Source organism: Halobacillus litoralis (assembly GCF_009856415.1).
Taxonomy (GTDB): domain Bacteria; phylum Bacillota; class Bacilli; order Bacillales; family Halobacillaceae; genus Halobacillus; species Halobacillus litoralis_C.
In genome coordinates this window covers 66,594-79,367 of sequence record NZ_WMEZ01000004.1, presented here as the reverse complement: position 1 = coordinate 79,367, position 12,774 = coordinate 66,594, and the positions used below count along the sequence as shown (strand labels likewise).

Annotated in this window: 19 protein-coding genes, 2 tRNA genes and 1 pseudogene; 18 read left to right on the top strand and 4 right to left on the bottom strand. The window is 40.5% G+C overall.

Features of this window, described 5'->3' with window-relative positions:
- The first annotated feature begins 8 nt into the window (after positions 1 to 8).
- The 5 genes from GLV98_RS12175 (at position 9) to GLV98_RS12160 (ending at position 2,697) form a co-directional block, all read left to right on the top strand.
- Complete coding sequence (locus GLV98_RS12175) at positions 9 to 305, top strand: hypothetical protein (protein ID WP_160915535.1); 297 nt, start codon at positions 9 to 11, stop codon at positions 303 to 305.
- A gap of 146 nt (positions 306 to 451) precedes the next feature.
- Entirely contained in the window at positions 452 to 916 is a 465-nt protein-coding gene (locus GLV98_RS20150; protein ID WP_337193749.1) for a CBO0543 family protein, read from the top strand.
- A 63-nt stretch (positions 917 to 979) separates the two neighbouring features.
- Positions 980 to 1,324, top strand: a complete 345-nt coding sequence (locus tag GLV98_RS12170; protein WP_160915533.1) for a hypothetical protein — start codon at positions 980 to 982, stop codon at positions 1,322 to 1,324.
- Between the two features lie 2 nt (positions 1,325 to 1,326).
- Complete coding sequence (locus GLV98_RS12165) at positions 1,327 to 1,572, top strand: phage holin (protein WP_160915531.1); 246 nt, start codon at positions 1,327 to 1,329, stop codon at positions 1,570 to 1,572.
- The gene (locus GLV98_RS12160) at positions 1,573 to 2,697 is read left to right on the top strand and encodes an N-acetylmuramoyl-L-alanine amidase (RefSeq protein WP_160915529.1); all 1,125 of its coding nucleotides are present in this window, start codon (positions 1,573 to 1,575) and stop codon (positions 2,695 to 2,697) included.
- A 300-nt stretch (positions 2,698 to 2,997) separates the two neighbouring features.
- On the opposite strand, the gene GLV98_RS12155 is transcribed toward GLV98_RS12160, so the two are convergent.
- Complete coding sequence (locus tag GLV98_RS12155; RefSeq protein WP_160915527.1) at positions 2,998 to 3,228, bottom strand: hypothetical protein; 231 nt, start codon at positions 3,226 to 3,228, stop codon at positions 2,998 to 3,000.
- 93 nt (positions 3,229 to 3,321) lie between these two features.
- A complete protein-coding gene (locus GLV98_RS12150) occupies positions 3,322 to 3,534 on the bottom strand; it encodes a hypothetical protein (protein WP_160915525.1) in 213 nt (70 codons plus the stop codon).
- Positions 3,535 to 3,632: 98 nt separating this feature from the next.
- On the opposite strand from GLV98_RS12150, the gene GLV98_RS12145 reads away from it, so the two are divergent.
- From GLV98_RS12145 to GLV98_RS12090, 12 genes and pseudogenes are all read left to right on the top strand, one after another.
- A complete protein-coding gene (locus GLV98_RS12145; RefSeq protein WP_160915523.1) occupies positions 3,633 to 3,860 on the top strand; it encodes a hypothetical protein in 228 nt (75 codons plus the stop codon).
- Entirely contained in the window at positions 3,853 to 4,194 is a 342-nt protein-coding gene (locus tag GLV98_RS12140) for a YolD-like family protein (RefSeq protein WP_160915521.1), read from the top strand. Before GLV98_RS12145 ends, GLV98_RS12140 begins: the two co-directional genes overlap by 8 nt.
- Before the next feature lie 120 nt (positions 4,195 to 4,314).
- Positions 4,315 to 5,847, top strand: coding sequence for a recombinase family protein (locus tag GLV98_RS12135; protein ID WP_160915519.1), 1,533 nt, complete (start codon positions 4,315 to 4,317; stop codon positions 5,845 to 5,847).
- 30 nt (positions 5,848 to 5,877) lie between these two features.
- Positions 5,878 to 5,964, top strand: a pseudogene (gene gerE, locus GLV98_RS12130) (spore germination transcription factor GerE); the annotation flags it as partial.
- Between the two features lie 202 nt (positions 5,965 to 6,166).
- Positions 6,167 to 6,604, top strand: coding sequence for a MarR family winged helix-turn-helix transcriptional regulator (locus GLV98_RS12125; protein WP_089652722.1), 438 nt, complete (start codon positions 6,167 to 6,169; stop codon positions 6,602 to 6,604).
- A gap of 21 nt (positions 6,605 to 6,625) precedes the next feature.
- Positions 6,626 to 7,447, top strand: a complete 822-nt coding sequence (gene racE, locus GLV98_RS12120; RefSeq protein ID WP_160915517.1) for a glutamate racemase — start codon at positions 6,626 to 6,628, stop codon at positions 7,445 to 7,447.
- Positions 7,448 to 7,723: 276 nt separating this feature from the next.
- Positions 7,724 to 8,863 (top strand): GerMN domain-containing protein, encoded by a 1,140-nt coding sequence (locus GLV98_RS12115; protein WP_160915515.1) that lies wholly within the window; start codon positions 7,724 to 7,726, stop codon positions 8,861 to 8,863.
- A gap of 139 nt (positions 8,864 to 9,002) precedes the next feature.
- Entirely contained in the window at positions 9,003 to 9,761 is a 759-nt protein-coding gene (rph, locus tag GLV98_RS12110) for a ribonuclease PH (RefSeq protein WP_160915513.1), read from the top strand.
- A gap of 1 nt (position 9,762) precedes the next feature.
- Positions 9,763 to 10,395 (top strand): XTP/dITP diphosphatase, encoded by a 633-nt coding sequence (locus tag GLV98_RS12105; protein WP_160915511.1) that lies wholly within the window; start codon positions 9,763 to 9,765, stop codon positions 10,393 to 10,395.
- Positions 10,370 to 10,894: a metallophosphoesterase gene (locus GLV98_RS12100; RefSeq protein ID WP_160915509.1), complete on the top strand. Its 525-nt coding sequence runs from the start codon at positions 10,370 to 10,372 to the stop codon at positions 10,892 to 10,894. The genes GLV98_RS12105 and GLV98_RS12100 overlap by 26 nt, the downstream gene beginning before the upstream one ends.
- 112 nt (positions 10,895 to 11,006) lie before the next feature.
- Positions 11,007 to 11,080: transfer RNA gene (locus tag GLV98_RS12095), tRNA-Gly, on the top strand.
- A gap of 177 nt (positions 11,081 to 11,257) precedes the next feature.
- Positions 11,258 to 11,331 (top strand) — tRNA-Arg (locus tag GLV98_RS12090).
- Positions 11,332 to 11,587: 256 nt separating this feature from the next.
- On the opposite strand, the gene GLV98_RS12085 is transcribed toward GLV98_RS12090, so the two are convergent.
- Positions 11,588 to 11,977 (bottom strand): thiol-disulfide oxidoreductase DCC family protein, encoded by a 390-nt coding sequence (locus GLV98_RS12085; protein WP_160915507.1) that lies wholly within the window; start codon positions 11,975 to 11,977, stop codon positions 11,588 to 11,590.
- A 366-nt stretch (positions 11,978 to 12,343) separates the two neighbouring features.
- Between GLV98_RS12085 and GLV98_RS20005 the strand changes: the two genes are divergently transcribed.
- The gene (locus GLV98_RS20005; RefSeq protein WP_202410052.1) at positions 12,344 to 12,517 is read left to right on the top strand and encodes a hypothetical protein; all 174 of its coding nucleotides are present in this window, start codon (positions 12,344 to 12,346) and stop codon (positions 12,515 to 12,517) included.
- 84 nt (positions 12,518 to 12,601) lie between these two features.
- On the opposite strand, the gene sda is transcribed toward GLV98_RS20005, so the two are convergent.
- Positions 12,602 to 12,748, bottom strand: a complete 147-nt coding sequence (sda, locus tag GLV98_RS12080) for a sporulation histidine kinase inhibitor Sda (protein WP_202410038.1) — start codon at positions 12,746 to 12,748, stop codon at positions 12,602 to 12,604.
- Between the last annotated feature and the right edge of the window lie 26 nt (positions 12,749 to 12,774).

Genomic DNA, 12,774 nt, shown 5'->3' with positions numbered 1-12,774 from the left:
GGTATTTGGTGCTAAAGGAAGTTAAAGATAGTCAAGCAAAAGTCGAGTGTGTAGATTGTGGGGTTATCACGAACCACGACGTCACCGACATAGAGGTTCCGTACCTCGAAGAGTTCGACGAGTATGAAAACGTAGTGCTCGGGTGTACTTGTGGGACTTCAGAGGTGTTCAACGTTAATATACCTGTAGATGCAGAGGACGAAAAATTTGAAACAGGAGATCTTCCCTTAGAGGAAGAAGTTCAACGATATTACGTTCGAATCCTTCAACGCTTAGTTCGTCCAGACTTGAATGGGAGTGATTAGGCGTGAAGGAGGAAGAGTTGATGTGAACACACTACTTGAAATATAAACAGAAGGTCGCAGACCTACCCCATCAAAATGCTCTTCAATTATATACGTTTATTAGTAGGTTGTTTTGAAAAGGATATTAGAAAAAGAAGTGATTTAAAGTGGTTCTTAATACAATTTTAGCTTTTGTGCTTCCTTGGATTGTTGCGGTATTACATTTATATAGAAAAGATAAAGTGGTCATTCCATTGATTGGATCATTCTTTTCCGTCATGGCATTTTTTATCAATGACATTGGCTTTTACTTTGGCTTTTGGGAGGTCGCTCCTTTCCCGAAACAAAAATCGTTATCTGTCATTCCTTTTAATATAGGGCTTTACCCCATCTTAGCAAGTTACCTCATATATTTTATTAAGAGAAATGGGAGTCCCTATCTAGTAATATTACTAATGACATTGTTTACGACCATTTTGGAAGGGATATATGTTTTCTCGGAAAGGGTGGTGTATGGAAATGGTTGGAATCTCTTTTTTACCTTCTTCTCCTATCTGATTCCATACATTATTATATACCGCTATCACATATTTCTAAGTCGTTTTATAAGTACAACGAAAAATCATATATAAACAATATTTGAAAGAGGTCTTCTTAATTTAGAAGATCTCTTTCTTTTTATAGGGGGGACAATTATGCCTGAACAAAAGGAAGTGGAGGACATGGAAAAGTTCATGAACGTTCTCATGGATGTAAAAGTAGCTTTAGCAAAACAGACTGAAAAGCTAGATAATGTGCTGGATATGAAACAAAAAGTAGATGCTGCTCACGACACTGCAAAAGAAGCGAATGCAAGATCATCTAGAAATGAAAAAACAATTAAAGACTGGAATGCCAAGATGGATACGAAAGCGGATCAAGATGATGTAGAACGAATCATTAAAGAAAAAGACAACTGGCAACGAAATCTTCCTGCTTGGATTGCTGTGATCATTTCGGTAATCGTATTCTTGTCTAATTACATTTCAATAGGAGGCTAAGTATGAAAGACGAAATCAAAGAAGTAGCTACGTTATTTGGTGGTTTTCTTACAGCAATCATGGGTTTTCTAGCAACTTTAAACATTAAGTACGTCTGGCTTACAGAAGCAAGTATTAGTGCCTTGGTAACAGTTATTATTGCTGGAGGCATGTTGGCAGTGGGAATTTATGCGGCTTGGAAAAACACTTATGTCAGTAAAAAGGCCAAAAAACAAAAAGAGGAACTTCAAAGAAAGGGGCTAAAATAGATGGCTATGTTATTAAAGCCAAAAGGTTCTTGGAATGAGAAGCTTGTGGCACTGTGTGATGGTCATGGAATGCAGACCCCGGGCAAGCGCACACCATATATTCCTGAATTAGGTAGAGAAATCCGCGAGAATGAATTCAATCGAAATGTGGTTGGATTCCTCGCGGATATTTTATTGGATCATGGATTCAGGGTGCTCCTGGTTGCGCCGACGGATACAGACACTCCATTGAGCTATCGAACGGATGCTGCCAATCGACACAATGCAGATATTTATGTCTCTGTTCATTTTAATGCCATGAGCTTTGACTTTGATTATTCCAGCGCAGACGGAATTAGTGTACATGTCTACCTGAATAACATGAAGTACGATTCTGGAAAGTTGGCACGGGCAGTAGGAAAGTACTTGAGACAAGGAACCAAGCAGGATTGGCGTGGTTTTAAAGAAGACAACTTCCATGTCCTACGCGAAACAAACATGCCAGCTATCCTCACAGAGAATGGGTTTATGGATGATTGGAGAGAGGCCCTTCTTATGTTGAATGAAGACTTCCAGTTGGAAGTCGCTACCGAGCATGCCAAGGGAATTTGTGAGTATTTTGATGTTGAATATAAAGGCCATGACTTTGATCCAATGAATAAGGGGTATTTGATTGAGGGTGATCAAGGAGAGTCTGTGAAGGATCTTCAACGAAAGTTGAATCGACTAGGATATTCACTAAAAGTTGATGGGATATATGGCTCTAAGACAGCTGGAGCTGTTGCGAGCTTTCAAACAAACCACTCCTTGCAGCCTGATGAATCATATGGACCTAAGACACAAAAAGCGCTCGATAAAGCCCTTAAACGCTATACTTCTGTGGCAAATAAAGAAGAGGAGGAAGCTAAAGTGGATAGAGATATCAATCAGGTAAGCGAGTGGGCAAAAGACGATTGGGAAGAGGCTACCGAGAATGGTTATTTTGACGGTAAGCGTCCGGGGGCAGAAATTACTCGTGAAGAAACATCAATTGTGGTGAACCGTCTTCGGGAAAATTTCTTGGAGTTGATCAAGAAAAATGAAGAGGAGATTGAACGGCTCTGCAAAGCCTTGGAAGATGCAGGAGTGGAAATCCCTGAAGAATAAATGTTACTATACAATTGCTCTGATTTTAAATTAATCAAATCCACGAACAAGTTTCTTACAGAGCAGGACTCGCCTTCTAACCCCTGGCGGGTCTTTTTTATGAACAAAATACGCTGTGCTGTATCTGATATTATTACCTTCTGTTGAAGGTATCTGGATAATCATTCTTAATTTTCCCCATCCTCTTTTGAGGATGGGGCTTTTTTCAGTCATAACCTAGATAAAAATGAACTAATTAAAGAAAGAATTTGTTCTTCTACGTGAAAAAGCCCTGGTCTACGTCAGGGCCTTCCATTAATGTTAATAATCATCTTCATTCAAATAAAGCTCATCGATAATTAAATCTCCTTGCCCTAAGCCTTCCAAATAACCCTCATAAGTAAGTGCTTTAACCTTCAAGCGATTAATCTCATAATCCAGATCGCCAAAGTACATATGCATCTCTTTTAAAACCTGTTTCAATTCTTCATTTAAGTCCTGTTTAACTAAAACCTCTTGCCACTTGTCCAACTTCTTCATAGTAGTATTCATTTATTTTCGCCTCCTTACTTTATAATCGTTAGTTAGGAGGCTTTTGGTGTCATGGTTTGCATAATTTGTTTTGTAAATTTTATGTAAGCATGGTTAGTCATCATTTTTAAGCACGAAATCTTCAACATCTTCACTGAACTCCACAGGTATCCCCATAAAATTCATCGAAAGCATCAGTGGATCACCTTGATTATCCAGAACAGGTCTGTTCCTTATCTGTTCTCCCAGCCATGCCTCGTTCATCTTTATTTTTGTAGCATCATCATTGTGAAAGATGGCCATCTCCAAATCCCTGAACAACCTCATATTAATGACCTCCATTTTCCAGTTTATTTCTATATAGATTGTGATATCATATATATTAACAGAACAAACGTTCGTATTAAAGAGGGGTGGCAAAGACAATGATTAAATTATTAAACCGTGCTTCCAAGACTAAAAGGAGTCTTGGAATGATGTATATTGATGAGAATGGAAATGTGACTCAACGGAAAATTCGTGTTGTGGAGGTTCGCGTGAACCACGTTCTTGCTTATTGCTACAATCGTAAGCAAGTTCGTTCATTCAAGAAGGATGGAGTTTTATCGGTGTACCCTTATAAAGAAAGGACAGGTGTAGCTGTAAATGGATAATCGGAATCGAGATCGAGGAACTATTAAGTGGACATCGCTGATGCTTCCTGAGCATGTAGAGATGGTGAAGAAGGTGTGGGAGGAGGATAAAAGAATTCAAAGGCCTATTTTAGATGAACAACAAAAAGATGAAATAAGTTTTATCTTGCAAAGGGCGCTACATGATTCACTTCCAATAGAAATTAAAATATACAATGGCTTTGATTTCTCTACATACAAAGTTAAGACGAATGGTTTGGATTATATTAATGGGAAAGTGCAGTGTGTAAAAGTGAACTTCAATGAGAAACTGAATTTAAATATTGAAGATGTGGTTGAAGTAAGAGTAATCTAAGCGGTCATTAAGTAATATTATAATGAAATTCCGATATTATTTATTACATAAATGTATTTCATGTGTGATGTATTTATACAGAAAGCTTCATTAATCTAAATGTAAGAGGGGGAACGTCTAATGGAGCTATATGGTGAAAAAGAGGGTGAAACAATTAAGTACGAGGAATATCCCTATTTATTATATGTTCGTGTTAGTACAGATAAGGATGAGCAAAAAGATTCAGTTCCAAACCAGATTGATATCTGTAGATATTGGATTGAAAAAAACAATTTTGAGTGGAATGAAAACTCTATCTTGAAAGATGATGGGCTTAGTGGAACGTATTTTTTGGAAAGGAAAGCTATGCAGCTCATACTCAAAAAAGCCAGGAATAGAGAAATAAAGATGGTAGTGTTTAAATCGATTCACAGGCTAGCCAGGGATTTAAAAGATGCACTTGAAATTAAAGAAGTCCTCATAGGCCATGGGGTTAGAGTAGTTACAATGGAAGAAAACTATGATAGTCATCTTGAAGGGAAAAATGACATGAAGTTTGAAATGTACTCCATGTTTGCAGCGCAATACCCCAAAACATTGTCCGTTTCAATTAGTGCATCTCTAGCCGCCAAAGTAAGGCGAGGAGACCACATAGGTAAGATTCCTTTTGGATATGATCGTATAAATCATAAATTAGTCATTAAAGAAGCTGAAGCTGAAGTAATAAGAAAGATCTTTAACTGGTACACCAAAGATAAACTCGGGTTTAAATCCATCACTAATAAGCTAAATGAGGGTATAGAAAACGGCACAATACTTCCTCCCAAAGAATCATCTTATTGGGGAGTAACCTCAGTACAGAGAATTATCAAAAGCCCCATCTTTTGCGGGACGTTTATATTAAATAAATACACAAATATCAAAGTGGATGGAAGAAAAAAGCAAATCAAAAATCCAAGAGAAAAGTGGAATGTTTTTGAGGACCATCATCCAGCGATTGTTTCCAAGAAACAATGGAAAGAGGCCAATAATAAGGATATCACTAAGTTTAATACTAAGATATCTAAATGGAACGAGTTCCGTGGCCTGATGAAATGTAGTGAATGCGGTTCGAACATTGTAACAATGGTATCTTATAAAAGACGGAAGAGCGATGGCCATAAGACTACTTTTAAATATTTGAAATGTAGTGCTTATAGAAGGGGAGGGAAAGCAGCTTGTGTTAACCACACCCCCATTACTTATGAAGATTTTAGAGAGTTCATTTTAAGTTCACTCATTAAGAAGTGGAACCAAGTTGAGTTGGATCTTGAGAACAACTTAGGTAAGAATACAAAAAGCCAAATTAATAACTTGAATCAACAAAAGATTCAGTTAGAAAAAAAGAAAAACAGATTAGTGGATATGTATTTAAATGAAATGTTAGATAAGGAAGATTATTTGAAGAGGAAAAGCGGTTTTGAAATAGAAATTGAAAAGATTGAGAATGAGTTGTATTTAAACTCAAGCATTGAACACAAACAAGTACAAATTCGAAACGTCAAAGAAGCATTTAGTTCTCTGAAAAAAACGGATCAGGATTTAACGAGGGTCTTTAAAGAAATAATCGATAACATTTTCATTGCTCAGAATGGAGAAATCGAAATCACCTATCGTATAGATCCATCTTTATAATTCTGTACCAATGGTTTGCAAAAGGTACGCATTTCAAACGCAATGCAAAAGCTAGGGGTGAAAGGACGTTCCCAGGCAGTGGTAGAACTGCTGCGTATGGGAGAACTGGAATTGTGATCTCCATAGAACAGCAAACCATTGCTTTTGAGATGGAGGGGGTCCTTTCAGGTAGGGTCGCGTTTGACGCAGCCATACCTGAAAGGGTTTTTCTTATAAAGAGAAGTTAAACCTTGAATTTTTCTGCTCAAACCATGAGAATGGGATTTATAAAGTATTTTCGTTAGGAGTGCTGAATGTGACAAAATCACAACAGACGTCCATGATGGCTGATGTAGAGAAAGAGTTAAGATACATAGCCGGAATTATTAAACAAAGAGGACGAGTTATCTTAAATCATTATCCAATTACAGCTCCGCAATTCGTTGCTCTCCAGTGGCTTTTGGAAAAGGGAGACATGACGATTGGAGAGCTCTCCAATTATATCCACCTTGCTTGCAGTACGACAACAGACCTTGTAGACCGTATGGAAAAGAACGAGCTTGTAGAAAGAGTTCGTGATCCTAAAGACCGTCGTGTTGTCCGTATTCATGTCTTGGAAAAGGGAGAGAAAATCATCCATGAGGTGATTGAGAAACGTCAAAATTACCTTGAAGAAGTCTTGAAGGGCGTACCAGAAGAGGACGTAGAAACACTCAATCGCTTACTCCACGTTCTCCATGAAAACATGAAAGAGACAGACAAGGAAACAGACAACTAAGATATAAAAGAGGGATGCGAATTGAAACAACCGATAGGAGTTATAGATTCAGGCGTGGGCGGTTTGACGGTGGCAAGAGAGTTGATGCGCCAATTACCCAAAGAGACTTTTCTCTATTTAGGCGATACAAAAAGGTGTCCGTACGGTCCTCGATCAGAGGAGGAAGTTCGAGCATTCACATGGCAAATGGTTAATTTCTTATTAGAGAAAAACATTAAAATGTTGGTGATTGCCTGTAATACAGCCACGGCTTATACGCTTACAGAACTTCAGGAAACATTGAATATCCCTGTGATCGGTGTCATTGAACCTGGTGCGCGTGCAGCGATTAAGTTCAGTCGCAATAAACGAATTGGTGTCATCGGGACGGAAGGAACAATTGAAAGTAAAGCCTACCCGAATGCACTCGTAGCCATTGATCAAAATATCCGAGTCAATAGCCTTGCCTGCCCTCCTTTTGTGCCAATGGTTGAAGATGGAATTCTGTCCGGCCCAAAAGCAGAAGGAATCGTTTCCAACACCTTGCAGCCTCTGAAAGAAATGAATCACATCGACACCCTTATTTTAGGTTGTACCCACTATCCATTAATCAAGGATCTCGTTCAAAATGAAATGGGGAGTCATATCCAAGTCATCAGTTCAGGTGAAGAAACAGCAAGGGAAGCTAGTTTGATCCTTGCTTACCATAAGCTTTTAGAAAAAGGGAACGCCTCTCCTGTTCATGAGTTCTATACGACAGGAGATATCGAAAAGTTCCGCTTAGTCGCAAACAGCTGGTTTGAGGAACCTGTACGAATTCTTAAATCCGTTCAAATTGAACATGTTCCAAGCTCTGCTTACTAAAGCAGAGCTTTTTTTGTTGAGAGGGATGTGAAATAGTGAGCACAAAGCCTGGCACCTTACAGAGTGTTTTGGTGCCAGGCACTGCATTTAGAGCCAGGGTGCCAGGCACCAATATACCATTCGGAGTGCCTGGCACGGATGTGAAAAGTGAGAGATATAGTCGGAGATGTTCATTCTTTTCCATATCCGTCTTATTTTCATTCATGAAATTCTCTGGTCTAATCCTTCCAGGGGCTCGTATATATGGTAGTACAATCTATCTCAGGAGGGAAAACTATGAAGAATTACGGCTACAAACCCTTCATACTCGCAGTTTTACTGCTGTTGAGTGCAGGGTTACTTTCAGGCTGCCTTTTTGAAGGAGAGCAATCATTAGAGAAAATGGATACACCTGAAGAGGCGGTTACAACAACGCCAGATCCGAGTAGTGATGAACCTCAACCTGAAGGAGAAGGTGAAAATACAGAAGGGGAAGATGGAGAAGGAGCGGAAGGGACAGAAGGAACAGAAGGAACAGAAGGAACAGAAAGTGATGCTTCTTCAGCCACAGTCGCTCGTGAGGTGTATTTAATGGACGCGAACGGCATGGTTGCCCCGCAGACTCTTGACCTGCCAGCCTCAGAAGAGGTAGCGACACAAGCGCTTGAGTATATGGTGAAAGATGGTCCTGTGACCAACTTACTGCCAAATGGTTTTGAAGCGGTTCTTCCTGCTGGAACAGAAATACTTGGGGTGAACGCCAAAGAGGATGGAACGCTTGTTGTAGATGTATCGGAAGAATTCAAAAATTATGCGGCTGAAGATGAAGAGAAGATTTTACAAGCTATGACCTATACACTGACTCAGTTCGAAAATGTGAAACGAATTAAGCTTTGGATCAACGGTCACGAACAGCAAGTGATGCCTGTCGACGGGACCCCGATTTCTAAAGGGGTCTCCCGTGCTGACGGGATCAACCACAGTGTCGGGAACAACACCGACATTATGAACAGTGAAGCGGTCACGGTTTATTTCCCGGCGCAAAATGGAGAACAGGTCTATCAAGTTCCAGTGACCACTCGTGTAGCAAAAGGAAGTGACGAATATACCGCAATGGTCCAGGCGTTATTAGAAGGCCCTGAACTCGGAAGTGCCCTGATGAACCCATTCAATGAAGGGGCACAATTGGTCAACTCTAAGCTCGAAAATGGTGTTCTGACCGTCTCCTTCAATGAAAACATCCTGACGAGTGTGGACGAGCAACCGTCCTTATCGGATGCGGCGTTAGCGAGTCTCGTCATGAGTCTTACCGATCAAGCGGATGTTGAATCAGTCGAAGTTCATGTAGATGGAACGGAACAAGTGTTCAATGAGGCCGGAGAGCCATTGGCTGAGCCTGTGTCACGACAGGATATCAATGGAGCTGAAGCCATGTAGTTTCAAAACTGTGCAAAGAGCGCTTCAAAAGTGGAAAGCTTTTGAGGCGCTTTTCCATTTGAGCTTTAACTACCTCACGCATGTAATTTGTGTTAAGATGGGCAAGGATAATGGTGTAGGTAAAAGGAGGTCGTTACTGATGAGAAATGATCATCGGGAAGTCAACGAACTAAGAAAAGTTACAATTGAAACGGATTATGTGAAGCATCCAGAAGGGTCTGTGCTGATCAGTTTTGGAGATACAAAAGTCATTTGTAATGCCAGCGTAGAGGATCGGGTACCTCCTTTTTTACGTGGACAAGGAAAAGGCTGGATTACAGCTGAATATGCAATGCTGCCTCGTGCCACTGAACAAAGAAATATCCGTGAGTCTTCAAAAGGGAAAGTTTCTGGGCGCACGATGGAAATCCAACGTTTAATCGGACGTTCCCTCAGGGCCGTTGTAGATCTAGATAAAATTGGCGAGCGTACCATTTGGGTCGATTGTGATGTCATCCAGGCTGACGGAGGAACACGCACAGCTTCCATTACTGGAGCATTTGTTGCCGTCGTCATTGCCTTAGGCAAATTAGTGAATAAAAAAACAATTAAAGAGTTGCCGATTACAGATTTCTTGACTGCTATCTCTGTAGGTGTTTTGCCTGATGGGAATGAGGTCCTGGACCTTTGTTATGAAGAAGACAGCAAAGCACAGGTGGATATGAACGTCATCATGACCGGAAAAGGTGAATTTGTTGAATTACAGGGAACTGGTGAAGAAGCTACATTCTCCATGGAGCAGCTGCAAAAGATGTTGTCCCTAGCTGAGGAAGGCGTTTCAGATTTAATTAAACTCCAGGAAGAAGCCATCGGAGAATGGTCAGACGTCATTCGTACAAAAGCGGAGGCCGCTAAGTAAAATGAAGGAACTAATAGTGGCGACGAAGAACCCAGGTAAAGTGGATGAGTTCCGCCAGATGTTTTCCAAGTACGATATTTATGTGAAATCCTTGTTAGATATTGATCGTTCCATAGACATAGAAGAAACAGGATCGACATTTGAAGAGAATGCGGTCATTAAAGCGGAAGCTATGGCGGAGCATTTTGGAGTTCCTGTTGTGGCAGACGATTCAGGTTTGGAAGTTGACGTATTGAATGGGGAGCCGGGTGTTTATTCCGCCCGCTATGCAGGAATAGAAAAAGATGACGGGAAAAATACAGAAAAACTTTTAAAAGAACTCTATGATGTACCCGAAGAAAAACGAACAGCAAGATTTGTGTGTGCCGTAGCGGTTGCGAGGCCTGGAGAAAGTACATTTGTTAGAAGAGGAACGTGTGAAGGCACCATTGCTATCGAACCTCAAGGTACAAATGGTTTCGGTTATGATCCTGTATTCATACCGGAAGGGTCTTCCCGTACGATGGCTGAACACTCCTCTGAAGAGAAGAACGCAATCAGCCACCGGCATCACGCCATACAACAAATTGAAGAGTGGTTGAAACTCAAAGCTAATCGAGGTGAGTCGTATGCCAAAAGTTTTAATTGTGAGTGATACACACGGTTTAAAAAACGAAGTGATGGAAATCAAAGCAAGACACCAGGATGTCGATGCCATGATTCATTGCGGAGATTCTGAACTCGCTTATGATAGCGAAGAACTCGAAGGCTTCACTTATGCAAAAGGGAACTGTGATTTTGAACCAGAAATGGAAGAAGAACAAACCCTTCAAGTAGGGGACGTGACATTTTTGGTGGTTCATGGACATCTGCATCAGATCAAGTCAACGTTAATGCCCCTCTCTTATCGGGCAGAAGAAGTAGGTGCCCAAGTCGCCTGCTTCGGCCATTCTCATTTAGCAGGAGCGGAAAAAGTCGGAGACATGCTTTTCATTAATCCAGGAAGCGCAAGGCTCCCGAGAGATCGAGAAGAACCGACGTATGCGATCATGGAATGGGAAGATATCAGGGACATACACTTGCAATTTTATCAGGTGAACGGCGATCCTATGCCTGACTTGCACATGACAACAGCCCTTGCAGCGAAGAATTAATTTCTTTGCTGCAACCTGTTGACATTTCCTCGTATTCTTAATATAATAATTCTTGTCCGCTTCACAAGACATCAACAAAAACTTGTTTTCTTACAAGCTCACTTTTAACTACGCGGGTGTAGTTTAATGGTAAAACCTCAGCCTTCCAAGCTGATGACGAGGGTTCGATTCCCTTCACCCGCTCCATTACATATTTTTCACATTTCAATAAGTATGTCCCAGTAGCTCAGCTGTATAGAGCATGATCGAATATGCTTCCAAGCAATGCTACAACGTACCGATTTCAAAGCATCTTGAATATACCCAAGAAATCGGGACGACAGCCGATAAAAGTTTGCATATTCAACTACATATTTATTCCATGTCCCAGTAGCTCAGCTGGATAGAGCAACAGCCTTCTAAGCTGTGGGTCGGGAGTTCGAATCTCTCCTGGGACGCTAAATGAGAAAACTGCTTCCTTTGCTAAAGCAAAGGAAGCAGTTTTTTTTGCTTAACAAGAGTCATGCATTCAACAGGAATCGATGGTTACAAAAATCTTTCTGAAGAACAGGACATCAATTATAAGGTGGAAGGGTTAAATTGATAAATTTACCTTTGTATAAATCAGCTCAGTGAAAGTGTTTATAGTTATCGTGTTTTACGCAAAGAAAGAAGCGTCCTAAATTAGGACGCTTCTTTTTTGTGGCAAGAAATTTATAAGAAGCGTTTTTTTACCTCCGGTGAAGGCAATTGACAGGCTTCCTTTTTACCAAACCATTTGTATCGATTATTAGATAAGAGGTTGTAAGCCCAATCCCTTATCTGGCTAGGAACAATAATCATGACATAGCCGATTTTCCAAAAACCTACCAAGTTTTTACACACTCTCAACGCAGCCGACGAACGAAGATAAGACTTAGAACCTTCAATAAGGACTATACTGTCCACTTCCTGAGGAATTTTAAATTGCTTCATGATGGATTGTCCAACTTCGCTTTGTTGAGATGCGAATTTGAAACGTCCTTCAGGATCTCTTTTAATAATAAACTGCACGCTTTGATTGCAAAAATGACAAGCCCCGTCAAACAGGATGAATCGTTCCATATATCCAATCACCTCTACAAACATTTTATCATGTTTACAAACAAAAGGTGTGCTCAACATGAGGCACATATCGCGTATTTTTCATACGCTATGGTGTAGAAGGAGTGATTCGTTTGATTGCTTTCCCATATATCCTGATTGGTGTGTTTTTTTGCTTTCACCAAAAAGAACCTGTAGACCAGAGTAGAGAAGAGCAATCCATATATATGTTCGTGTTATTAGGTTGGATCATTCTTTGGCCCCTATTCTTACTCTTTTTATTCCTTAAAGGTAAATAAAGGATAGAGAAGATGGTTTTAACTCACATACGTGGTCCTTCTCAAGCACACAATAGGAATGGCTCTTAGGCCAAGTGATTTGAGGAGTGTGATCAGGATGGAGAAGAAGAATGTTCAGTGGTTGCCGGTTGTCGCTTCTATCGGAATCGGTGCTGCCACCTACAGCATGATGACTGGTCAGGCAGGTCAGTTGCAAAACGTCATCCCAAGCATTGCAAAAATGTCTGGGCAACGCCAGAGCAACTCAACCTCTAATCAATAAAAGAAAGGGTGTGCTCTCTCAGCACACCCTTTCTATATTCCTCTATAATAACGTTCCCGTTTCCGGCGAACGTCCGATGTCGATTCATGTAAGTTGGAGATTCTCTTTTGGCAATTCCATAGAACGCTTATCAATTTCTTTCGTCAGTAAGTGGACGAATTCATCATCTAATTGAAGTTTCACGGACTCTATGTACGTTTCCAGCAATGTTTGATCATCGAGCAATGACAAAACGATACATCCCCTTAAATTTTATA

Coding starts and splice junctions, on each gene's coding strand:
- GLV98_RS12140 (WP_160915521.1), top strand. CDS start 3,853: ATGGATAATCGGAATCGAGATCGAGGAACTATTAAGTGGACATCGCTG.
- GLV98_RS12085 (WP_160915507.1), bottom strand. CDS start 11,977: ATGGAACGATTCATCCTGTTTGACGGGGCTTGTCATTTTTGCAATCAA.
- GLV98_RS12100 (WP_160915509.1), top strand. CDS start 10,370: ATGCCAAAAGTTTTAATTGTGAGTGATACACACGGTTTAAAAAACGAA.
- GLV98_RS12155 (WP_160915527.1), bottom strand. CDS start 3,228: ATGAATACTACTATGAAGAAGTTGGACAAGTGGCAAGAGGTTTTAGTT.
- GLV98_RS12160 (WP_160915529.1), top strand. CDS start 1,573: ATGGCTATGTTATTAAAGCCAAAAGGTTCTTGGAATGAGAAGCTTGTG.
- GLV98_RS12125 (WP_089652722.1), top strand. CDS start 6,167: ATGATGGCTGATGTAGAGAAAGAGTTAAGATACATAGCCGGAATTATT.
- GLV98_RS12105 (WP_160915511.1), top strand. CDS start 9,763: ATGAAGGAACTAATAGTGGCGACGAAGAACCCAGGTAAAGTGGATGAG.
- GLV98_RS12115 (WP_160915515.1), top strand. CDS start 7,724: ATGAAGAATTACGGCTACAAACCCTTCATACTCGCAGTTTTACTGCTG.
- GLV98_RS12135 (WP_160915519.1), top strand. CDS start 4,315: ATGGAGCTATATGGTGAAAAAGAGGGTGAAACAATTAAGTACGAGGAA.
- GLV98_RS12170 (WP_160915533.1), top strand. CDS start 980: ATGCCTGAACAAAAGGAAGTGGAGGACATGGAAAAGTTCATGAACGTT.
- GLV98_RS12145 (WP_160915523.1), top strand. CDS start 3,633: ATGATTAAATTATTAAACCGTGCTTCCAAGACTAAAAGGAGTCTTGGA.
- rph (WP_160915513.1), top strand. CDS start 9,003: ATGAGAAATGATCATCGGGAAGTCAACGAACTAAGAAAAGTTACAATT.
- GLV98_RS12150 (WP_160915525.1), bottom strand. CDS start 3,534: ATGAGGTTGTTCAGGGATTTGGAGATGGCCATCTTTCACAATGATGAT.
- GLV98_RS12165 (WP_160915531.1), top strand. CDS start 1,327: ATGAAAGACGAAATCAAAGAAGTAGCTACGTTATTTGGTGGTTTTCTT.